The 24971-nt window shown below is 37.1% G+C and carries 14 protein-coding genes and 1 tRNA gene; 8 read left to right on the forward strand and 7 right to left on the reverse strand.

Annotated elements, in window-relative coordinates; all coding sequences use genetic code 11:
* Positions 1-17: 17 nt before the first annotated feature.
* From AC3WV0_RS13855 to AC3WV0_RS13865, 3 genes are all read left to right on the forward strand, one after another.
* Entirely contained in the window at positions 18-6602 is a 6585-nt protein-coding gene (locus AC3WV0_RS13855) for a hypothetical protein (RefSeq protein ID WP_488846697.1), read from the forward strand.
* Between the two features lie 4 nt (positions 6603-6606).
* Positions 6607-13023 carry a hypothetical protein gene (locus AC3WV0_RS13860; protein WP_488846698.1) on the forward strand — a complete coding sequence of 2139 codons (6417 nt, stop codon included), beginning with the start codon at positions 6607-6609 and terminating at the stop codon, positions 13021-13023.
* A gap of 151 nt (positions 13024-13174) precedes the next feature.
* Positions 13175-13459 (forward strand): transposase, encoded by a 285-nt coding sequence (locus AC3WV0_RS13865; RefSeq protein WP_488846699.1) that lies wholly within the window; start codon positions 13175-13177, stop codon positions 13457-13459.
* Between the two features lie 107 nt (positions 13460-13566).
* Here the strand turns inward: AC3WV0_RS13865 and AC3WV0_RS13870 are convergent.
* Both AC3WV0_RS13870 and AC3WV0_RS13875 read right to left on the reverse strand, forming a co-directional pair.
* Positions 13567-13646 (reverse strand) — tRNA-Leu (locus AC3WV0_RS13870).
* Positions 13647-13722: 76 nt separating this feature from the next.
* A complete protein-coding gene (locus tag AC3WV0_RS13875) occupies positions 13723-14490 on the reverse strand; it encodes an MBL fold metallo-hydrolase (RefSeq protein ID WP_488846700.1) in 768 nt (255 codons plus the stop codon).
* Positions 14491-14543: 53 nt separating this feature from the next.
* Between AC3WV0_RS13875 and AC3WV0_RS13880 the strand changes: the two genes are divergently transcribed.
* Positions 14544-15971, forward strand: a complete 1428-nt coding sequence (locus AC3WV0_RS13880) for a TonB-dependent receptor (protein WP_488846701.1) — start codon at positions 14544-14546, stop codon at positions 15969-15971.
* Positions 15972-15983: 12 nt separating this feature from the next.
* Positions 15984-16433: a GAF domain-containing protein gene (locus AC3WV0_RS13885; RefSeq protein ID WP_312903037.1), complete on the forward strand. Its 450-nt coding sequence runs from the start codon at positions 15984-15986 to the stop codon at positions 16431-16433.
* A 357-nt stretch (positions 16434-16790) separates the two neighbouring features.
* On the opposite strand, the gene AC3WV0_RS13890 is transcribed toward AC3WV0_RS13885, so the two are convergent.
* The 5 genes from AC3WV0_RS13890 to AC3WV0_RS13910 form a co-directional block, all read right to left on the reverse strand.
* Positions 16791-17519 carry an ABC transporter substrate-binding protein gene (locus AC3WV0_RS13890; protein WP_488846702.1) on the reverse strand — a complete coding sequence of 243 codons (729 nt, stop codon included), beginning with the start codon at positions 17517-17519 and terminating at the stop codon, positions 16791-16793.
* Between the two features lie 25 nt (positions 17520-17544).
* Positions 17545-18867: a magnesium transporter gene (mgtE, locus tag AC3WV0_RS13895; RefSeq protein ID WP_089999421.1), complete on the reverse strand. Its 1323-nt coding sequence runs from the start codon at positions 18865-18867 to the stop codon at positions 17545-17547.
* Between the two features lie 139 nt (positions 18868-19006).
* Positions 19007-19150: a bacteriocin-like protein gene (locus AC3WV0_RS13900; RefSeq protein WP_488846703.1), complete on the reverse strand. Its 144-nt coding sequence runs from the start codon at positions 19148-19150 to the stop codon at positions 19007-19009.
* A 32-nt stretch (positions 19151-19182) separates the two neighbouring features.
* Complete coding sequence (locus tag AC3WV0_RS13905) at positions 19183-19326, reverse strand: bacteriocin-like protein (RefSeq protein WP_488846704.1); 144 nt, start codon at positions 19324-19326, stop codon at positions 19183-19185.
* A 291-nt stretch (positions 19327-19617) separates the two neighbouring features.
* Positions 19618-20172: a pyruvate decarboxylase gene (locus AC3WV0_RS13910; protein ID WP_488846705.1), complete on the reverse strand. Its 555-nt coding sequence runs from the start codon at positions 20170-20172 to the stop codon at positions 19618-19620.
* Between the two features lie 170 nt (positions 20173-20342).
* On the opposite strand from AC3WV0_RS13910, the gene rpsO reads away from it, so the two are divergent.
* The 3 genes from rpsO (at position 20343) to AC3WV0_RS13925 (ending at position 24965) form a co-directional block, all read left to right on the forward strand.
* Positions 20343-20612: a 30S ribosomal protein S15 gene (rpsO, locus tag AC3WV0_RS13915; protein ID WP_089999419.1), complete on the forward strand. Its 270-nt coding sequence runs from the start codon at positions 20343-20345 to the stop codon at positions 20610-20612.
* A gap of 249 nt (positions 20613-20861) precedes the next feature.
* Entirely contained in the window at positions 20862-23093 is a 2232-nt protein-coding gene (locus tag AC3WV0_RS13920; protein WP_488846706.1) for a polyribonucleotide nucleotidyltransferase, read from the forward strand.
* A gap of 813 nt (positions 23094-23906) precedes the next feature.
* Positions 23907-24965, forward strand: coding sequence for a LysM peptidoglycan-binding domain-containing protein (locus AC3WV0_RS13925; protein ID WP_488846707.1), 1059 nt, complete (start codon positions 23907-23909; stop codon positions 24963-24965).
* Positions 24966-24971 lie beyond the last annotated feature (6 nt).

Below are 24971 nucleotides of genomic sequence, written 5' to 3' on the forward strand. Positions count from 1 at the left end.
TAATAAAAACTCTGACTATGCCAAACGGAACATCTCAACCACCAGTAACCAGAAGATATTATCCTTCATTATCTTCTGTTATGAGTCAGGATGATATTCCTGAAATTTTAGGCTTTGTAAAGGATGGTATCTTATGGCTATTTGATAAGATACATTATAAAGACCTGCAATATAGTAAAAGCCCAAGAGGTGATGCCGCTTCTTATAGTTTGTCTATTGTGTCATCCGACAGATTAGACATAGAGCTTCCCGGCACAGGTATTTATTTAGTGCTTAATCCCGACCTTACAGGAGGAGACTCTTCTATTTCTTCTTTTCCTATCACAATTGATTATCAATGGAAAATACTGGCATATCTTCGTGCATTTGATTTGGGAAGTTTTTCCTTTACCCCAGAAGCTTTTTTCGAAACAGCACTTCGTGTTTTAAATATCACTGAAGAGCAGGCGCTTGCTCAGTTTATTAATTTATTTGTAGTACCAGATAACGATACGGTAACTCCATTACAACAATTTGTTTCTGACATCAATGATTATTTAGGAAGTAATATTCCTGCACCAGAAGACGATACTAAGTTAAGCGAAATTGTTACTCAAATTTATGCAATCAGTGGGAATAATTATAGTTCTATAATTGCCTGCGGAACTTATTTGGTCACAAATGATCTCAATGAAACATTTACCAATATTAAAAGCTATTATCAAAGTTTTGTACCACAAAACATAGATGATTTTATTAAAGATATAATAGTTCCAAAGTTCAGAGCCACACTTACTTTAATTGCCGGGATAGAATTTCCTCGTAATATGTTGGTGCCAGTTTATCCGGAAGGGACTATAATTAATAATACAGATGTTTCATACGAACCAATACCAGTTACAAATCCCAGTGCTCCGGCGATTGAGCAAGAACCAAAAGCTCTCTTCACTTTTGCTGAAGCGCTTTTTTATGCAGATACGACACAAGGTTTTGGATATAACATGGATATTGTTATCAATACAATTACTCCAGTACAAATAGGAAATACAGGATTAATTGTTAATATTCATAATCTGAAGATTGATCTCAGTACAAAAACTAATTTTCCAGAGGCAAACGCAGACGGGCGACCTCTTGAGTTTATGGGAGTCTACACGGAACAGACGGATATCATTCTTCCAAAAAAATGGTTTTCTAAGGATCCTAATGCTTCTCAAACATTAAAAATTTCTGGTAAAAGACTGTTAATTGGTACTGGAGGCATTTCTGGAACTATAGCCTTAGAGGCAATTAACACAGGAAATCCTCCGGGAGAAAGTGATTTCTTTTGGATAAATTTAGGAAAAGATGAAGCCAAAGCATGGAAATTAGGATTTAATTCATTTGATATAACATTTTCACAAGGCGATATTGTATCCTCCAATATCAGAGCGCGTCTTGAAATTCCAACATTTAAAGATGCAGACGGTGATCAGGCTGTTTTAGATGTGGTAGGACATTTGGAAGGAAATGGAGATTTTCTTTTAACTGCATCCGCGGTTCCACCTTTTAATCCAACCATAACTTTTTTAAATGTATTTAAATTACATCTTAATTCAATAGAATTGGGTAAAGAAGGAGACGACCTATTCATTGGAGCAACTGCTGAAATAGAGTTCTTAGACTTCCTCGGCGATCTGCTGGAAGGACAAACCATCAGTATTTCTGCTCTTCGTATTTATAGTGATGGGCGTATAGACTTCCGCGTAAACGGAGGGAACCTCACACTTCCTAAGCCTGTAAAATTAAAAATAGGTCCCACAGAGCTTTCCGTGACAGCCATTCACTTTGGTTCCCACGAAAGAGAATATAAAGGAAAGATCAGGAAATACAACTACTTCGGTTTTGATGGCGGGGTAAGTATTGGTGTTGCGGGTATCGATGCCCGTGGAGATGGTATTAAGTACTATTACACCATAGATGACGGACCTGACAAACCACATGACTCCTATCTTCATATCCAGACCATTCATATCGATATGGTTATTCCAGCCAATTCCGGTGATCCAAGTGTTGCCATCAAAGGTTGGCTAACTATTCCTGAACCTGGTGATCCACTACAGGAATATCAGGGAGGTGTAGACCTTAAAATAAAGAAACCTAGGATCAATGGAAAAGTGGATATGCGATTGGCTCCAAAATATCCTGCATTTCTTATTGATGCCGCTATAGAATTACCAAACCCCATCGCATTGGGACCAGTTTCGCTGTATGGTTTCCGGGGACTTTTAGGTTATCGTTACGTAGCTGAGAAAAAAGCCATTGGTATGAACGAGACCAACACATGGTATCAATATTATACCGCTCCAACAAGAGGAGTCAATGTCAAAAAATTCAGTCGTCCCGACCAGACAGAGGATTATGGCTTTCCTTTCTCATTGGGAGTAGGTGCTATCATTGGTGACACAATGGCAATGGGAAATATTATTTCCGCCAATGCGATGCTGCTACTGTCATTGCCTTCAATGGTAATGGTTGATGCACGTATGAAACTTCTTTCCAAACGTGTAAGCTTTTCTGATGATCCGCCGTTCTTCGCATTCTTCATTTTCGGTGATAATTCCCTGGAATTTGGTTTCGGAGCAGATTATAAGTTCCCTGAGAGTTCCGGGGATATTATTAAGCTCTATGCGGAGATTCAGGCTGGCTTCTTCTTTAATAATCCTTCTGCTTGGTACATCAATTTCGGAACAGAGCAACAGCCTATTACCGCAAAACTACTGATGGAGCTTTTCACCTTGAAATCATATCTGATGATTTCCGGAAAAGGAATAAAAGCAGGAGCAAGAGGGGAATTCAGGTTTGACAGAAAATTTGGTCCGGTTAAAATCTTTGTATTGGCATATCTCGAATTAGGTGGAAGAATCAGTTTCCAGAAACCACAAATGGGCGCTTATATTGAGGCTGGATTGGCGATTGACATTAACGTAAAAATATTCAGGATCTATATTGCAGTAACAATTTTACTGGCAGTAGAATCTCCGAAACCATTCCTGATCTATGGACGCTTTACGGTAGAATTTAAAATAAAAGTACTGTTCTTCAAGATCAAGTTCAAAGCGCAGATAGAACTGAAATGGGAGTTCAACAAACAGGTAGACAGAACTCCGGTTAATCCATTCACCGAAATTTCTGGACAGGAAGATGGTCTTGTGAAAGGGGTCAGTATGCTAACCAATGAGACCTTTGATCTGGTAAGATTTACCAATCCAAATTCAATTAATCCGGATTTAATAACTAAAGTTGTTCCACTGGATACTTATATTGATATCAAAACCACCAAAGGATTATTGCCTAATACCGCGACTGCCAACATAATTGGGGGGTACAGCAATCCTGCAGGATTGTACACAGACCTGATTCCACCTGAAAAAGTAATGAAAGGTTTGGAACTAAGACAGGTGAAACACCAGTATTCTGTGGAAAGTATCGAAATCAAAGCCTATAGCGAGCTGACCGGACAATGGAAAGACTATAATCCATATGTCGCTTTATATCCGGAAGATGCCAATACTTTTGTTGGTCTTAAAGTCGGACAATGGCAGAAAAAGGATGACCAGTATAATGCAATCCGTTTATTAGCAACAACGCCGTTCTCTTATACGGAGCAAGGGCAGCCGGGTTGGTTCATCCCTGAACAATATGGCATAATGCCTTCAACACTTTTCTGTCAAGGGCAGACCATAGAACATTCCATTTCCGATTTCTTGGACAAACCACTGGGTACGGTATATTACGCATCGACCTCTAACTTCTTCCACAGTAAAGGAGCCTCCTATCAATTGCAGGGGGATGTGCAGTATATCGTGAATGCTGATGGAAGTGTTACCATGCAAGGGGATTCGGCAGTAGTTTCAGATGAGCCTAATGTCTTCGGTTTCAATCAGTCTTTGGAATTTCCAAATAGGACACCACTGATCATTATGCTTCCTGCTCCATCCTTGGATATTAAGCTAAAGTTAAGCACCTACAGCACAGGCTTAACGATTGCATTTTACGCAAAAGATCCGGACAGTCCGATTTATGATCCACAGTATAACAATCTTCTGGAAGTTTACAGAACTAAAGACGAACTCACAGATCAGGATGCTGTTTGGTACCAGACAACAGACGTTCAGCAAGGAATTACACGAGTTGTCATAACACCGGATACGCCGGATGTTCAAGCTATTAATAAAATTATGGAGCAAATGGCTATATTAATGGATGAAGGCTATCAAATTGCTTTGGAACATGGTGGAAATATTGATAATGTACAGCCAAGTAACCCAGAATTGTACAATAATTTATCCAGACAGCTTCAAAAATTGCAATCGATTGGATGTGAGGGCGTAGTGAACGAGTACTACGAGATCGCATGTCGAATTTATCCTGATCTGATAAGCTATTATAACAATAATTTTAATCAAATGTATCCGTATCGTGGTGACCAGCCTGATCCTGAGACATTGAAGGAAGTCTATGCGGAATTTATAAAAAATAATCTGGAAGTCTTTAGAGTAGTTCTTGAAATATTAAGCGGAAGCGGTATTGACTCATCTTTATTTGTGCTTAATATGGAGCAATATGCAAGATATCTTAGAAATTTAGAACGATTTATATCTGGATATCCAAATGATTATAATGGGATAATAGATCGCTTTGAAATACTAAAATCTAAGTATGAACAAATTTTAAATTGGCTGAAAATTGTTCGTCCTTGCGAAGATCAGATGCTATGTGATCTGGCCGATTATCTTTCTTATCAGAACCATGGACATTTCGCGGACAAACCTCCGATAAGCGAGTCTCCTCTCTTGAGCGCATACTTTGATTTTATAAAACAGAATCCAAGCTACAGCTATTTAAATTCAATACTTGATAGGCAAATTACTTATATTCAATCAATACTCCAAGGAGGATGGATGTTGTATTCACTCAATGAGGTAAGCTATAATCAAGCATGTGATGAATTGGTTGCAATTATTAAAGATTTAGGGAATTGTAAGCCAGATAAGAAATGTATCACACTTTTCCATGAAATCCAATGGCTAACTGTAGATAATTATACTTACAATATTAACATACCGGGACAAGGAGCAATTACTTCAGACGTCCAGGGCACAGTAGCCAGTATTACTCAATCTGTTCAGCCAATTTGGAGGCCGGATACGAAATACTATGTAAAATTTAAATTAAAAGATGAAGTTGATAATGGTCAAGGTCAGGGTAATTATGAATATGCTTATGGATTCCGTACAGCAGGACCATTGGGATTCTTCCATCTGGATCATCAGTCAACATATGGAGATATTCCTATTGAAAATTCAAGCAATATCCTTGAAGATACCATAGGAGTTATACGCGATCAGAACTGGAATATTATTGATGATACTCAAACACCACATCCAGATCTGTATCCTCATACCAATTTGAGAAACTATATTGATTATGAAAGGTCTTATCCTAATGCGGACGGAAATGTGGCCAATGCAAAACCATTGTTTTATAATGATGAAACTACTGAGATCAGACTATATTTTAACAAAACCTTTGTTTCAAAGCTACTTGAAGGATGGAAGGCCATTAAAGATACTAATGGTATGACACTATTTCCTGAGCTTGGTGGAACGATGAAAATCATAATAAAGGATCCGGTTGAGGGAACGGAAATTATCAATCCGCCAAGGCTGGATACGGTTGTGGAAGACATAGAAATTCCTCAAACTATAGAATCTTGGGAAGAGGATGATAATCCACCTGTACCTCCGGTTTATAACCAGTATTTTAATATGCTTTTAAATAATACCTGTATAGGAGATATAGAGCTTATAAAACCTAAATCAAGCTATCGGATTATTACTCCAAAAAAACTGAAACCACAAAAGCTATATACTGTTCAGGTACTTAATTTCTATTGGGGGAAAAATGCTTTTGATATTCAAAATATTAACGAAGAGGAGAAGGCAAAATACGCTAAAGAAGTACACAAATTTGTATTTCAAACTTCACGGTACAGCAAATTTGAAGAGCAGGTAAAAAGCTGTTTTATCTCTTATAAGAACGAAAATGGTGAAGATCAGATCAAGCAGGCGGTTTATCCATTGGAAAAAGCTATCGATCAGAATAAGATACAGGCTGCATTTGATACCATCAAAGGACAAAGTAATTCGCTAAGCGAGCAGATTGCATTGCAGTATCAGCATCCGTTTGATAGAATTATGGAAGGTTTATTCGGGTTCTCTCCTTTGCAAGATGCTGTTACCACAGAATTTAATAAGATTATTGACGTCAATACCGGAAAAGTAGTGGCTTTACTGATCAGAAATCCTGAACCGTTCAACCATCCGAAAATTCCATTGAGTGAGGTCAACCGAAACGGTATTAAACCGGGAATGATCGAAGTGCTTCAAGATGGTACGGCTACCGTAAATCAAAACTTCCATTTTCTTTATTCAAAAGATTTTGCCAAAGCAATTATTATGAATAACAATAAATGGATCGATGATGTAGAACTTGACTTCCAATTTATCTATAAAACATGGAATGGGACAGAATATATAAACTCTTCGACGATAACCGTAGAAAACATTAAAATAAACTAAGACTATGTCATTCGTAAATCAATATAATCGCACGCTGTCATTCTCAAAAGAATTTGTAGAGAATAGTGAATCATATATTTATTCTATTGGTTCCCCGGGGGGCAGAATAAGAGATCGTTTCAATGTCACTAAAACGGATACCAATGGAAAAATGGTGTGGTCAAAAGAATTTTTTCATTCCGAAATGTCGTTTGGTGAAATAGAATTGGAAATGATCCAGGTAGGGGCAATACCTGCGAAGGAATCGGATGTTAAAGCGGCTTTCTATGGTCAATATATCATTACGGCTAAAAGTACCGATAACAGTACATTGAATCTCCTGACAATCAATAGTGATGGTGATATTAACAGAGCAAGGGCATTTAGTCATTTGAACGTTGGATATCATATTCATAAAATTGCAAACACAAAGGAGAACGATACTTATTTTTTTGTCCTTAGTCTGGAATACGATGAATCTTCCGGAATCACTTTCCAAACCTTATCACGGTTTGACAGTTCGTGTCAGTTACATCAAAAAGTGTCTCTATCCAAAATAATTAATGCGAATGATCTACAGGTTAAGAAAGACACTTTGTATCTTGCCGGAAATTATGAGGGAAGAGCTGCAATTGCGGAATTGTACAGTTGGGATTTTTCAGTTCTGAACATCTATTTCCTAAATGCGCGGGAAGATCTCCGTAATATCTTTAGGATAGAGATGAATGATGATCGTATATTGGCTGCAAAAGTAGAAAATGGAGATGGTTTAATCGGTGTAGTACTTTTAAATAAAAATCAGGAAGTTGCGGAAAACGTCGCAGCATCGGCATCCAATTATATCATAACGGGAAATGATTTAAATGCATTTTGTCTTTCAAATGACCATCTCTATTTTGCAATTGAGGATATCATTTATAAAACAGATCTGTCTTTAAATATTATTTGGAAAAAACAAATTGCGGAAGATCTAGAAGGTACATCCTTTAATATGTTGTCGTTTTTGGAATCTTCAGGTTTCCTTACGGCCTCGTTGTATGCAAGTTCCTTTGCTGATGGAGGAAGCGGTTTATCTATTTATATGGATAGAGATGCCAATACCTGCGTAACAAAAGAATTAGAGCGAGATAAATTTACTATTAGCCAAAGTTATACCGAGGATTTTCGTACAGGAAAGCCTCAGGAAGTTGAAGCAAGGGAGAAAGAGATCTCTTACGAAAATTCTGTAGAAACTCCGGAAGTCAGCGAGCTTTGCAAATCTGAAGGAACCATTTTAGAAGGGGTGGAACAATCTGCCTGTCTTTATCTTCAGGCAGCCGGTTCAACAGGCCAGGACAGTTCGGCAGGGATTCATTTAAGATGGATGCTCAAAGGAGCTGTTGCAGAGCATCTACCAAAAGGAGACCATTATTCCGGAGCTCCGGAAGGGTTTAACCGCGCGGATGATTTTGTAAAAATATTCAGAGTTCCTTACAACCCTGTATCGACCAGATTAGATTTTTCCGTTCCGCCTAATGCAACGGTGGATAATATGGGGATCTGGCTGTATCAGGTAAATAATAAGAAATTCTATGTTTATTTCAGGAACCAGACCCGATACCAGCAAATCAGAAGTTCGATAGATCCATTGGGTAATCCGACAGGGTTTATTCAACAATATGGTAATCATCTGATTGAAATAGAAATAAAAGAACATCTGTTCTTCGCTACGAGAATGTATGCTACCGGCTCCACAGGTACATTTAAAACCGAGATACTCTCGGTAGAAACCAATCAGATCAACCTTCCGAAAAATACTACTTATAGACAAAATCTTGACGTAAATGGACTATCGCAAAAAATATTTTCCGAAAACGGAAGAAGCATCCGGTTTTCCTCATCAGGAACTTATATCACAGCAATAGACTTTGAATTCTATAATGACTTTATTCTTTCTGCTAACAGATCAGGCGGATGGCAGGAGATTGGAAAATACAGTTTATCTCTTGATGACGATCAAATCAGGAAATGGCTGGATCCTGATCCCGATAATCATCCTATACACGCAGTATGGCCAAGATATAATGATGGCGAATTTGTAAACATTAAAAATTATATTACCAAATGGAATGGAAATCTGGAAGACGAAAGAAATCAGATCAAACATTCGGTAAAAGAGTACATAGGACGAAGCAATGATCCCAACAATCCTCTTGCGATTGAGGTATACCATTTGGAGAATGACAATAATGAAGTTATTGATGATGAAAATAATCTGGAGATCTCACATCTCAGCATCCTTCAGATGGCTTCCCTGGATTATCACGTTGCCCGTATGCTTGGATTAGGTCATTTGGATTTTTCTGCGGAAGTTTATAATGGGACTCAGTTTGTCTATGCTGCGCAGTATACTACTGATGCAGACTTAAAAGATGGAAACGGTGCACAGACCGTAGTACATTTATCACTCTCTTTGCCAACATCTTTAAATGACCAACGAATTACTCTTCCTGTCGACCTGTTGGAACCCGTCCCGGGAATCATATCTTCTGACCCAAGTACCGGAAACACGCAGAATATAACGGATGATGAGGGATACACACATGATGGTACGGCCAGATTTTTGAGCTTGTTCGCGAAAGAATTGACTCCTGATGAACCAGAAGATAGTCCGTTCTTTTTTTCAAACCAAAACTTTGATATGTCGAAATTTACCTATCCGGTATTTGTGGGTATAGAGTACAAACGGGAGGGCGAGACACAATGGATATCTCCGGAATTACCGAATGATATCCAATATCAGAATGTGGACTCTTTAGGTAACATTGCGCACAACGAAACGGTTTCGATTGCGTTGCCAGATGTAGGACAACCTGCCTTTGTGCATAAGGAAACGGAAACGGCCACCCATATCTATGGTTCATACGGGGTTAACTGGTTTTCAAGATCAAGATCCTCGTACAAGACCTGGGGTGTTACAACGGAAATAAGACCGGCCAATATTCTATTACCCCCATCAAATATTAATGCTACTCTCATACAAAAAGAAAATCCTTTACTGTTCACTTCACAGAACGAACAGGATATCCTTGAAATAATTACTGCGAATACAGCGATCCAGGACAAGACATTTATCCGTCTTACGTTCGATTATGACACCTCTCAGGATATGATCTCCTATCTTAGATCAGTCAATGGGCAGGAGGTCAATGATTTCAATCAAACGATCGCTAATCCGGTAATGTTTGCTGATGAAGTGGAATTATTCTACCGTCCGCAAGTTCCAAAACAGATATTCGGAACCATTTCAAGTATTTCTGATCTGCCGGGTAACCCTTTGGTATCTGTGATCCAGACAGGGAATCTAACTTTATTCAGCACAGGGGATCCAAATACACCAAATTCTTCACAGGTGTTATCGCCCTCTATTGGATCAGCAGATATTCCTAATTATATAGGTGGAGTTCTTACCGTAGGAACGGACGAATTTATTATTCAAAACATCATTCAGGGGTCAAATCCTGACCTTCCTATAATTCATATTTTAAAGAAACAGGTTGCTGATGCATTTGGTCAAGGTGGAAATATTCCTTTTGATCCTGCTAATTTTGTTACACCTTCAGCCGGACAATCTTTTATGGTGGTTGAAAATATGCAGAATGAAACAACTTGGGGAAATGTAAATCCTCATCCGTTAAAAGTGAAAATCGGAGCTGCGGACTGGTCGGAGCATACCGAAGAAGTAGTATCTTATTCAGGTCAGGATCCTGATATCACAACAAATGTCTACTACAGAAGGTTCAGGGGAATATATAAACAAGCTCAGATTGTAGAATTTACAGATAATATCACACCTGTTTTTCAGGGAGTTTATAAGATCACTTTTCCTGGATATACCTTACAAAATCATCCTCAATATAATTCACTTCCCGGACAGGTGAGCGTGCAGTGGTATCAGGGAACAATCCGAATTCCACGACAAGATAAGCCATCGGAGGAAAGAAAAATTTTAAAAGTATTGAGAATTGACCAGAATACGATTGGAACTGGGGATTTAACCATTTATGCATTTGATGAAAGTTATGAAAGTGACGAGCTATTTGATTCATCCATAACACCGATCTATGAGCCATTTGTAAACTTCTATCCTGGTTACAGAGTATATCTCTATCATAATGCTCCTTGCCGTTTAGATGTACAGAATATTTATTCGCAGGATGAAAATGTTTTGGAGAAATATACCATTTTCGGATTAAGAAGTTTAGATAATGATATTACGAGTAATAACAGATCTAAAATTTCTACTCCGACTCTGATGTTTTCAAGGAAAATTCAGATTCCTCAAGCTCCTCAGCAACCAATTGGAGCATTGTATGCTACCAGACCTGATTACTTCGGACGTTCTACATATGCTTTTACAACCCAATACGAGCACAAGCCTTTCAGTGTAAATTTCTTAAGAACGAATGATGATATTCTGCTAAGCTCGCTTTACAAGCAAACCAAATACGGGGAAGATGTAGAAGCAAATTCTGTAGAGGACATAAGAAACAATAATAGTGATGAATTCATCAACGACCGCTTGCTTGACCTGGCGAATGTAACGATTGATGCTGTTACTCATCTGTTTAAGGAATATAATGGATACCGTTTACCGATTCCTAATAACCTTGCCCTGTTTGAAAATATTAACCGTTTTATTGATGAACATAATATTTACTTTAATGTAAATGTCCCACATATTTCTATCCAGGATGTTAATAATTTTGATAAGGTTGTGATTCCAGTTGATTCTCAAGGAAGGTATGGCGAATTGAAATTTTATGATTTTGTAAAACAAACTGTCCAGAACACCTACGTCCCTTTGACTGAAATACCAATTATTTATCAATATATCAAATCAGGAGACTATAAGCCAATTCCAAAAACGCAAGTAATAAGAGATCGGAACGGAACACTTTTGAATCCGTCTTCTCCCGACTTCGATATGGCACCGATGGCAAAGGTTTTGGGAACCAACCCGCATCAAACACTATTTGTAGACTTTACCCTAGACGGGAATTCTAAGAGTGTATATTTCTACGCAGTAAAGGAATCCAATTCCCAAATGGAACAAAGTGAGCTGAGTCCTGCGGTAGGACCAGTAAGACTTGTCAATTCCTATCCGGTGAAAACACCTGAGATCAGAAGTGTTATTCCAAAACTTGAAAATGCTGTTTTAGGAATCTCTTCCGGAATGGATGTGAAGATCAATTCCTATGATAGTGTCCATAACATCAAAAAGGCAAAATTGTATAGGGCATTGAATATGGCAGATGCGGTATCAGTTCGTTCGATGACATTGGTTAAAGAAGTAAATCTTGAGGAGGCAGGAATCATTGGAGATGAATTATGGACCGTTTTAGATGATTTTTCGGATCTGCCGGAAGTTCCTTTCAGTGATCCCTTGTATTACAGGGTGACAGTAGAGGCAGAAATTGAATATGCGGAGCCGCAATATAATGGACAAGCTCCTGTTATTGTAACGGATTACGCACCTTCCGAAGTTTCAAAACTGATGGTCACCACTATTACCGAAAATGTACTTCCTAACTCACCCGTATTAACATATACAGCTTTTCCCCAAAATAGCCAACATTTACTGTCTGATGTGAAATTTTATTGGGATAAACAAGCCTATAAGGGAAAATATCATTTGTATAAGATGAATAGTCAGGGAAACTGGACAGAGATCGCTGATGTTCAGACCAATGATGCTCTGATATCATTAAGTCTGGCTGATACCAATTGGGGTTCAGGAGATCTATCTGTTCAGGATTCTGATGGAAATCCAATTTATCATCATTTCAAAGTGATTACAGAAAATACGGCAGGAATGATGAGCATTCAGGAAAATATCTTTACCATAGGGAATGATTTGCTTTATATTATTGAGGACGATATCAATCTTGCCCGTTACAAACCATATTTTGGCACTTCAGACCTGACGAAGGATGAAAATCTATTGATGCCTCCTTTTACTTTTTACAATACGACAGGTGGTCATCAAGATAATACCGGAGCATTTAATATGAATAATCCTGAAGCTTTGAGCTTTTGGAAACAAATGCAGGATGAGTATCTTGTTCTTCCTGAAATCAATACCGATATAAAGAAGAATCCTCATGTTTATAACTTAAGAACTAAAGGGTTCGGATGTTACTATTCCTATACGAGAATGTGGGATGGAAGTATTCCTGGAAGTTCACATCACTTCTTAAAGAATTCTGTAAAAAAAGCCAGAAAGACCGGAGCAAGAGAATGTATCATCAATCTTGGAAACGATGCTGTTTTTATTTCTAAAAATATTGAAGTATTTAAACAGGCTTTATTGGCAGGAAATGATAAAGGAATGAAAAAAATAGGATTGGTCATCAATAATGTAATATCACATTATACCAGAGAGGAAATACTAACCTTATAAAAAAAGACAACCTCACCCGAGGGCGAGGCAATCCTATGAGACAAATGTAGTAAAAAAATGAATCGAAAGCAATACCTATGAAATTATTTTATATATCTTTTTTATTTTTTTAAATCTAAACAAATTATGGCTTCTTCATGGTGAAAGAAAAATGACGGATCAAGAAAGAGTTTTAGAAAATATTCCTAAATCTGTTGCCATGTTGAAGCTGGTTCATTGGTTCAATGATGTGGAAGAGTCGGGTTTTAAATCGTTTTCTATCCTCAAAAACACAATTACGCATCATTACAACGACATCCTCAATTATTTTAAAAACCGAAGCACCAATGCTGCTGCCGAATCCTTTAATGCTAAAATCAAAAACTTCAGATTACAACTGCGAGGGGTAAAAGATAAATCGTTTTTTCTGTTCAGATTATCCAAACTTTTTGCATAGTCCCAACTTTTGAAACTGATCCAACATAATTACGAATCAGATAAACAATGAGTTAGTAACGAAAAAAAACCGGAAAGAAAGTGAATTATCACCTCTTTCCGGTCTTGTACCCAGGACCGGGATCGAACCGGTACTCCTAAGAACTGGTGTTTGAGACCAGCGCGTCTACCAATTCCGCCACCTGGGCTAGTGTTCCGTGCTTTGAATCGGTGTGCAAATATAGAAACTTTTTATGAATCCCAAAAAATATTTTAAGGAAAAAATTAAAAATTTATTTCCAGTCCATCGTAGGCAAGATGCATACCGGGTGGAAGTAATTTATCTTCAACATCATGCAACCCCAGATGATGACTGATGTGTGTTAAAAATAATTTCTTTGGTTTTAGCTCTTCGAATAATTTAATGACATCAGAAAGAATAAAATGAGCCGGATGCGGATCAAATTTTCTGATACAATTCAAAATTAATACATCCAGATTCTTAAGTTTTTCCTTTTCCGTATCTGAAATAAAGCCGGCATCGGTAATGTAAGCAAGATTTTTAAACTTATATCCAAACACAGAAATTTTAAAATGGATTACTTCAATAGGCGTAATTTCAGTATCTAAAACAGTAAAAGGCTTATTTTTAATTTCATGAAGTTCAAAAGCAGGCGCTCCGGGATATCTCTCATCTGTAAAGGCATAAGGAAAACGTTTCTTTACCTCATTTCCCACTCTCGAATAGCAGTAAAGAGGCATATCATTTCCACTTTTGAAAATCAGAGGACGCATATCGTCAAGACCGATCACATGGTCGTTGTGTTCGTGGGTAAGCAATGCGATGTCAACCGTATTTTCTTTATTGTCAAGCATTTGCTGTCTGAAGTCGGGACCGCAGTCGATCAGTATTTTTTTACTTTCATCGGTGGTCACCATTACAGAAGATCTGAGACGACTGTCTTTGGGATTTTCTGAAGTACATACCTCGCAGGTGCATCCAATAACGGGTACACCCTGGGAAGTTCCCGTTCCTAAAAATTTCAACTTCATTTCTTTTGAGGTTGTTTTAATTTTGGTAAATTTACGAAAAATTTAATGTCCTAATGTATCAGAAACTAACTCCTAAACAAAAAGCATTAACAATTAATCTAGATCCTACTATTTATGGTACTTTCGCGGAAATTGGAGCAGGGCAGGAGACTGTTCGACACTTTTTTAGAGCAGGGGGAGCTTCCGGTACAATCGCTAAGGCTATGTCTGCTTACGACAAGGATTTTAGTGATGCGATCTATGGAAAAGAGGTAAAAAACAGATACGTTACCCAAAACAGACTTCGAAAAATGCTTCGCTATGAAGTAGCTTTAATTGAAGAGCGAATTTCCAGAGAAAACAACCCGAACAGAAAGTTTTTTTCTTACGCAAATACCGTTACAACCATTAATTTTGACAAGACAGTTAAAGGTCACGGTTGGGTAGGAATCCGTTTTCAGGTGAAGGAGAATGAAGATTACAATGAAATTGTTATTCATGTAAAATTTAAAGAAAATGATGCCACGTTACAGCAGGAAACTTTAGGAAATCTTGGAGTAAATCTTATTTTCGGGGCATTTCATTATTATGATAATCCGCGGAATTTAATTGAATCTTTATACGATGATGTTGCTAAAGACAATCTTGAAATTGACATGATTGATTTTAGCGGACCGGCCTTCTCATACGTAGATAACAGGTTGATGTCACTTCAGTTAGTGAAAAACGGAATGACAGATGCTGTAATTTTTAATTCAGAAGGAAACAATATGCTTCCCGCAGATATTTTATACAAAAAAAATATTTTTGCGGTAAGAGGAAGCTTCAGGCCCGTAACGAAGGTAAATATTGATATGTTGAAAAACGGTCTTGACATGTTTCTTAAAGATGCCCTATGTACACCTGACGAAACCGAGGTTCTGATTGAGATCACCATTTCGAATCTTCGTGCAGACGGAGATATCGATGAGAGAGATTTCCTAGACAGGGTTGATGTATTAGGAAAATTGGGCTATACTGTTATTATTTCAAATTATTCAGAATATTATAGACTTATTGATTACTTTGCATCGTATACAAACGGAAATATCGGAGTGGCCATGGGTGTTAATAATCTCCTGATGGTGTTTGATGAAAAATATTACAGAAATCTTTCCGGAGGAATTTTGGAAGCTTTTGGTAAGTTTTTCCGAAACGGAATGAGGGTATATCTGTATCCGTATAAAGACCCTGAAACCCATGAACTGCTGGATTCTTCCACATTAAAAGTAGAAGAAAACCTGAAAGAATTGTATAAATATTTCAAGCACAACGAACGTATTGTAGACATTACCAACTACAATCCGGAGTTCCTGGAAATTTATTCAAGAGATATTTTGAAAAAGATCGGATGCAACATCAAAGGCTGGGAAACTCAGCTTCCTGAAGGCGTCGCGGAAATGATTAAAGAACGCGGAATGTTCGGCTATAAAGAAGAACTTTCGTTAAAACAATTCTCTTAAAAACAATATAAAATGTCAGAATTAAAAAAAAGACTTTCATCAATATTAGAAAGTCCAAAACATAATACCGAAGAGAAACTTGAAAAAGTTTGCCATCTTTTAGATCAGGAAATATCATATTTCAACTGGACCGGTTTTTACTTCAAAAATGGAGATAAAGACGAACTGAAATTGGGGCCTTATGTTGGAGCTCCCACGGATCACACGATTATCCCTTATGGAAAAGGAATTTGCGGGCAGGTTGCCGTTTCTAACGAAACATTTGTAGTTCCTGATGTACATGAAGAAAGCAACTATCTGAGCTGCTCCATTGATACAAAAGCAGAAATTGTTGTTCCTATCTTCAAAGACGGAAAAAATATAGGACAAATTGATATCGATTCTCACACGATCAATCCTTTTACGGATGAAGACCGTGAATTGCTGGAATGGCTTTGCAACGAAGTCTCCAAAATTTTATAATAACACTATTTCAATAAGAATGCGGCTCCGGTTTTTTAGCCGGAGTTTTTTTGTCTTATTTCTCCGGTACTAAGGTCATTAAAACCGATATTTAGATCTTATGGTATTGTTTATCAGTTTGTTGTATTCGTAAGAAGCTGTTCCGGCTATCCACTTTTACTCCTCGCCCAGCCGCAAAGCCTACGTCTGCTGTGGGGTAACCGTTGCTATCCGGGCTAGGTATTGGTATGGAGTTTCACTAATTTGGAAGTATTCAAAGATTGGTCATACTGACTTTGTGCGCTTATTAAAATAAAATACCTTACTTCAATAATCAACAACTATCTTTTGTGATTTTGTGGGTTAAATTTCAGGCCTTTATTTGGTAACTACATGAATTAGTTCTTTAAAATAGTCGCTGCATTTTGCGATATGTGTTCCGTACCATGAAAAAGCTTCCCCATCTACAATCATGATTTTTTTATCAGGATAAAAAGCTTTTAGTTCTTCAATATGCTTTTCTTTAAAAGGAAACGGTTCAGATGAAAGCATGATAACTTCTGCATCATTAAGATCTTCAATTTCAATTGCAGGATAACGTTTCTTACCTTTAAAAATATTTTCAAAACCTATTTCTTCCAGTATTCTATGGATGAAAGTATCAGATCCTATGGTCATATAAGGATTTTTCCAGATGAGGTAAGCTGCTTTTATCTTCTTATTAATTTTGGTTTGTTGTAAAACATCATAAATTTTAAGATTGAACATTTGCGCTTTATCCTGTTTGTTGAAAATTTGCCCTAAATTTTTAAGCAAATAATAATTATCTTCAATAGTCTCGACATTGGTCACCATTACTTTAAAATCAGTCATTAAAGCTTCAACCTGTTCTTTCACATTTTCTTCCTTGTTGGCCAGAATAAGATCGGGTTGTAAAGCTTTTATTTTATCAATATTAATATTTTTCGTTCCGCCAATAGCCGTTACATTTTTCACTTTTTCTGCAGGATGGATACAGAATTTTGTCCTTCCCACCACATTATTTTCCGTTAAACCTAAATCAAATAAAGCCTCAGTAATTGAGGGGACAAGAGAAACAACTTTCATTCTGATATTTTAGTGATTGCCTAAATTACAAAAGTTTACCGGTTAAGAAAAGCCCGGCCACTGAAAAATAAATGATAAGTCCTGTGACATCAACCAATGTTGCCACGAAAGGAGCAGAAGAGGTAGCGGGGTCAAGTTTTAATTTCTTTAAAATAAACGGAACCATAGAACCTGAAAGAGTTCCCCAAAGAACAATCATCACTAAAGAAACACCGACACTTAAACCAACAAACGGCCAGTATATTCCATAATTAAAGAAACCTGCCTGATGCCAGATCATAATTCTTAAGAAACCGATAATTCCCAAAATTCCTCCAAGAAATAATCCGGTGAATATCTCTTTTCGCATCACGTACCACCAGTCTTTCAGTCCGATTTCCTGGAGTGCCATCGCCCTGATAATCAATGTGGCAGCCTGCGAACCGGAATTCCCGCCACTGGATATGATTAAAGGAACAAACAGCGCCAATACCACCGCTTTTTGAATTTCATCTTCAAAATATCCCATCGCAGAAGCAGTCAGCATTTCAGAGAAAAAAAGAATGATCAGCCACATTCCTCTCTTTTTCACCATTTCAATCAGCGAAGTTTGGGTATACGGAACGTCCAATGCTTCAAGACCCCCGAATTTCTGGATGTCTTCAGTGTTTTGTTGCTCAATTTGATCCAGAATGTCATCAATCGTTACAATTCCTACCAGCACACCGGATTCTGTAACAATTGGAAGTGCGGCCCTGTCATATTTTTCGAAATATTGAACAGCGTCTTCCTTTGAAGTGGTAGTTGTAATAGCAACAAAATGATTATCAGTGATTTCGGAAACCAAAGTGTCTTCCTCCGCAAGAAGAAGGCTTCCAAGAGCAATATCGTCGATCAACCGGTTTCTTTCATCCACGACATACAGGTAATTCATGGTTTCTACCTTGCTTCCGACTTTTTTGATTTGCTGAAGGCATCTTTTGATTGTCCATTCTTTCCGGATCTGGATGTAATAAGGCGTCATCAGACGTGCAATAGAATCAGAATCGTAGCCTAATAATTTCAATGCAATCCTCCTTTCCTGAGGATTCAGATGGTTAATAGAATATTTAATCAGTTCATCCGGAAAATCTTCAAACAGAGCCGTTCTGTCGTCGGGCGTCATCGCATTAAGAATTTCGGATACTTCGTCGCTTCCGATGCTTCGGATGGTTTCTTCCTGGAAATCAGGGTCTAGATGTGAGAAAACCTCTGCTTTGTATTCTTTCGGAACTTTCAGGAATGCCAAAAGCCTCTCGTCAGCGTGAAGTTCGCTCAGAGTTTCGGCAATATCGGCAGGATTAAAGATAAGTTCGTCTTTAGAATTCAAACGTTCAGATTTTGGTTATGCAAAAATAGTTCAAATTTTTAAAACAAGCCATGGCTGCTATAAATTTAAGAATTAATTAAACTGGTATCAATAAAAAAAGCACCTGTAAACAGATGCTCTAATAAAATTTGTTTTACGCTTAATCTTCTATACAGGCATACGGAGCGCACGTTCTGTTGCAGCACCATCCTATAACACAGTCGGAATGGGTCGTACATTTGGTAACGGCTCCTCCATTGATTATTTCTTGCTGTTTCCTCGATAATTTTTTTAAATTTTTCATAGTAAATGGATTATGGTGATTATTGTTTAAATTTACACTTCCGGACAATTGTAATACACACAGACATTCTGACAACAGGATCCTCCCGGACATTCAAAATGATATTGACATTTTTGCAGCGAACCGCCATTGATTGATTTCTGACTGTTGCGGTCAAGTTTCTTTAAATTTTTCATATGATTAAGTTTTATTGTGTTCATTATAAAGATAATCAAAATATTTGGATTATTCACGTTATGATGATATTTTTTTTAGAGGTAGAAAATTAATAAACACAAAACACTCACAATGATGCGAGTGTAAGAAGAATTTGAATTGAGATAAGTTTGAATGAATTGTTATAACTAAAATAATAATTTTTTTTAAATTATTCACTTTAGAATGAATATAAATTTATGAAAATCAATGGTGTGCATAATATCTTGATAAAGAGATGTTTCTGTCGGCAAGCTTATTGAAGAATAAATTTAAAAACCGGTTTCGTCAGAAGGTTTTATTTTTCGCAATTGCTTGAGAATTCCTTTAATGGCGCCGTTTGTACCGATCTTCACTGAATTTACCGTAGATCCCAGAAGTCGCATGTTTTTCTTATACGTATCATAATCGGTTTCTGTAATGAGATTTCCGGAAGCATCAAAAAGTTTCATGCTTACTATTACCTGGTTGGAAAAAACATATTTTCCGATTCCAACTTTGAAATATTTTACTTTGGGCACGATGGCAAAATCTGCATCATTATTAATACAATAATCCGCAATTGTCTTTTTGTCGATACTGTCAAAAGAAATCTGGGTTTCCGTTTTCAGCATTTTGTTTTTTCTTTCACTTAAATTATCTGAAACAGCACTGAAAAAAGCGGTATTGGTAGGCTCTTTTATCTCTTCAATATCAGGCTCAACCTGTGGATTGAAGTACAACACTTTTTTTATTTTAGCGTCATAACTCTTCTGCGCTTTAAGTAAAGAAAAGCCCGATAAAATAAGAATAGCGAATATGGCGAAAGTAGTAGATTTTCTCATCATTAATTCCTATGCAAAATTACTGCCTTTTAATGGGATAGCATAATTTTTTTAAGAAATATTTAACATTTTTTTCTATCAATTTCAATTTACGAAATCAATAATGTTTGCAGAATCCAAAATAAATCGTAATTTTGCAGCCGTTACATAATAATCATTTAAATAATATTGGAATGTACTTAAATACAGAAAAAAAGCAGGAAATTTTCGCAAAACATGGAAAATCTGCACAAGACACAGGAAGTGCTGAAGGACAAGTAGCTCTTTTCACTTTCAGAATCAACCATTTATCTGCTCACTTAAAGAGCAATCACAAAGATTACAACACTGAAAGATCTTTGGTAAAACTGGTAGGTAAAAGAAAAAGATTACTGGATTATCTTAAAAACAAAGATATCGAAAGATATAGAGCAATTATTGCTGAACTAGGTTTAAGAAAATAATCTACAAGATTTTCAAAAGCAACTTCGAAAGGAGTTGCTTTTTTATTTACCTCATTTATCGTTTTTAAGATTACCACATTAAAGTACAAGAGAAGCTGCGTTACTAAAAACATAAATTTGCCTTGATTTTAGTAGGGATTTTAGGCCGACAAAGTGTTATATCCAAATAATTACATTAAATTTGCATCGAAAATTTAAAGAGTTTAAATATTAATCGTACTCAATACGGAGTACAAGAAGACAATTTTTATGAGTATACCTCAAGCGTTTACAGAAACGATTACTCTTGCAGACGGCAGAGAAATTATTATTGAAACGGGTAAGCTGGCAAAACAGGCCGATGGATCCGTAGTTGTAAAATGTGGCGGAACAATGCTTTTAGCAACGGTTGTAGCCAATAAGGAAGCAAATCCAGGAGTGGATTTTTTACCATTAACGGTAGATTACAGAGAAAAATTTTATGCAGGAGGAAGAATTCCCGGAAACTTTTTCCGTAGAGAAGCTAGGCCTTCTGATCAGGAAATTTTAACAATGAGATTGGTGGACAGAGTATTGCGTCCGCTTTTCCCTGAAGATTTTCACGCAGAAGTTCAGGTGATGATTTCATTGATCTCTTATGACGGGAAGACAATTCCTGATGATTTGGCAGGTTTGGCCGCTTCTGCAGCAATTGCCATTACCGATATTCCTTTCAACGGACCAATGTCTGAAGTAAGAGTGGTAAGATTTGACGGTCAGCTGGCTATTAACCCAAGTTATGAGCAGCTAAAAGATTCTGAGCTTGATATCATGGTGGGTGCTACCAAAGATTCTATTGTAATGGTAGAAGGAGAGATGAAAGAGATTTCTGAGCAGGAAATGCTGGAAGCTATCATCTTCGCACATGCTGAAATCAAAAAACAAATTGAAGGTCAGGAAAGATTAGCTGAAAAAGTAGGTAAAGCTTTCCCGAAAAGAGAATATTTGCATGAAGTTCACGACGAAGCGATCCGTGAAAAAGTATGGAAAGAATGCTATGATAAAGTATATGAAGTAGCAAAAACGCCATCTGCAAAAGAAGAAAGAGGAGAAAAATTCAAGGCTGTTCTTGATGAGTTCCTTGCTCAGTATGTAGATAATGCTGAGGAGCTTGAAAGAGTAACTCCTTTCGCAAAAGTATATTATCATGACGTAGAAAAAGAAGCGATGCGTCAGATGATCTTAGAAGATAACATCCGTCTTGACGGCCGTGATCCGAAAACAATCCGTCCGATCTGGTCTGAGATCGATTATCTTCCGGGAGCCCACGGTTCTGCGATCTTTACAAGAGGTGAAACGCAGTCATTAACGGCTGTAACGTTGGGTTCTGTAAAAGATGCTAACATGGTCGACAGCGTTATCGCGCAACATGACGAAAAATTCTTTTTACATTATAACTTCCCTCCGTTCTCTACGGGTGAAGCAAGACCTTTGAGAGGAACTTCAAGAAGAGAAGTAGGACACGGAAACTTAGCTCAGAGAGCTTTACAGGCCGTAATTCCTGAAGAAAATCCATATACGATTAGAATCGTTTCCGATATCCTTGAATCAAATGGTTCGTCTTCTATGGCCACGGTTTGTGCGGGAACTTTAGCATTAATGGATGCTGGGGTACAGATTACAAAACCTGTTTCCGGTATCGCCATGGGATTGATCACTGATACAAAATCAGGTAAATTTACCGTACTTTCTGATATTTTGGGAGATGAAGATCACCTTGGGGATATGGACTTTAAAGTAACGGGAACTGCCGATGGTATCACTGCTTGTCAGATGGACATCAAGATCCAGGGACTTTCTATGGATATCATGGAAAAAGCTTTAATGCAGGCTAAAGAAGGAAGATTACATATCTTAAATAAAATCACGGAAACAATTGCTGAGCCAAGAGCTGATGTAAAACCACACGCTCCGAAAATGGTCGTAATGGAGATTCCGAAAGACTTCATCGGTGCGGTAATCGGGCCTGGTGGAAAAATCATTCAGCAGATGCAGAAAGATACGGATACAGTTATTGCCATTGAAGAAATCGGTGAGATCGGACGTATCGAAATTGCGGGTACCGACAGAGAGAAGATCAATGCGGCGGTGGCAAAAATCAACGAAATCACTTTTGTACCGGTTGTAGGACAGGTGTACAACGGAAAGGTGGTGAAGATCATGGATTTCGGAGCTTTCGTAGCGATTGCAAAAGGTACGGAAGGACTTCTTCACATCTCGGAGATCGAGTGGAAGCGTCTTGATAAAGTACCTTATAAAGAAGGAGATGAAGTGGAAGTGAAATTTATGGGATATGATGACCGTAAGAAAATGAAGCTTTCAAGAAAAGTGTTGTTGCCAAGACCTCCGAAGCCGGAAGGGAAACCAAGACAGGAAGGTGAGGGAAGACCAAACAGACCTGAAGGGCAAAAACCACAGGGTGAAAAGCCTGCTGAGGACAACAATCCTTCAACTGAAGCATAAGATTAGTATTTATCTATGATATTTGAAACCACCGGATTTCCGGTGGTTTTTTGTTTAGCATTGTATAGAAGCAAGGATTGTAAATCTGCGCTATCTGGTGTGTCATGCTGAATGAAATGCGATGGAATGAAGAATCTCCGGAAGAATTGCTTTAGCATTTGAATGTCTATTACTGTCTTTACATTTTAGGACGCAGGAATATGAGTTTATCATGCAAGAATATTCTACCGTATTGCTAAAATGTAACTTTATATCGTGCCAATGTAAAACAATAAGGCAAAAAAGTGAAACAATGAAGCAAAAAAGTAAAACCAGATGGCAAAAAAGTGAAACCGGATCGCAAGAAAGTGAAACCACATTACAAGAAAGTAAAACCATATCATAAAAAAGTAAAGTTACATTGCAGGAATGTAACTTTATCTCGGAGGAATATAAGATGTTATCGATCCTGCGCTCTGTAAAGACCAAGATGTTTCGGATTGCAATTCTGAGTTGGTGTATTAATTATTACCCTTTTGGGAATTAAAAGATTTTTCTAATTCAAACCTCATCAAACGTCTTTTTATCTCTGCTTAAATGTATGCGTAAGCAAATATTTAGTTATGTTTTTATTTACATTCAAAAAAACATTGATACCCTTGAATTTACCGGATTTTATGTTTGCGGCAAAAAATTTAAATTAATTTTTATATTTTTGACCAAACATAAACACAAACGCATGGAAAATATGCTTTCACAAAACTTTCCTTTTCGGGATACTTTTATTCTTTCAGCATTAATTTCAAGGCTGACTTCCAAAACAATTTTTACAGTATGAGACTTTATCTGAAATCCCATATTGCAAAAAAAGGAGAAACTTTGGAACAGATTGCTGAACAGTATCAGATTCCGGATATAGAGCTATTGAAATATTTCCACTATCAGCATGTACCTAAAGACAGCAACCATCTGGGCAATACTCTTTTTGCCGGACAGGAAATTTTTATCCCTGATGAAAATGATATCCGCACTATTTTAGGAAAAAGAAATTTAAATAGTGAAGAAAATAATATAAAAAATCACCATCAGATTGAAAACGGAAATTTATTGCCTGATTTTCAATCTATTGATCACACTTATATCGTTGAAATAAGAGATGTTTTTGAAAATAGAACAGATCACGTACAATTTGAAGTTTTATTACAATATCTGGATAAGCATGACTCTAATTATATTTTTAAATACAAAAAAGAAAAGCTTTTATTAAATGGTGAAAGCCCCGAATTAAAGGTATATAATCTGGCCTTGAAATGTGCATCTGTGTTTTCTTATGTAGAGGTAGGGATTAATAAAAATGGTTTGTTGTCGTATGTTCATAACTACAAAGAGATTTATAATAAATGGAAAACCTTAAAAGAGAACCTTTACAATCTTTATGAAGATGCTCTGTCTCTAAGATATATTGATGAAATAAATACTGTTATAGAAGATAGGGATACTCTGACCTCTTGTCTTAGGAAGGAAATTTTTCTTCAGTTTTATTTTTCGGTTTATTTTAAAATATATGCTGAAGGGAAATCTGAGAATTCAGCTCATTTCTTATTTGATGAATTACTGCACGAAAATGTGTATGAAATCGACATCAATGATAAGCTGATCACCATAAAGCAGGAATCTCAATCTATTGATAACCGCAGTCTGCACGAAATCTTCGGGAATATAAAAAGTAAAGAGGAGCAGAATGATGAATGTGAATTGCCTGAATCTACCATTACGGCTAAATACCATCTGTATAAAAGCCAAAAAATACTGCAAAAGGCCGAAATAAAAGTAGAATCATTAGATTATCACACAAAGGAATTTAAAGAAATACAGATACGTTTGAAACATTAATTCGAC

The sequence above is a fragment of the Chryseobacterium sp. 27AL genome (assembly GCF_057815395.1).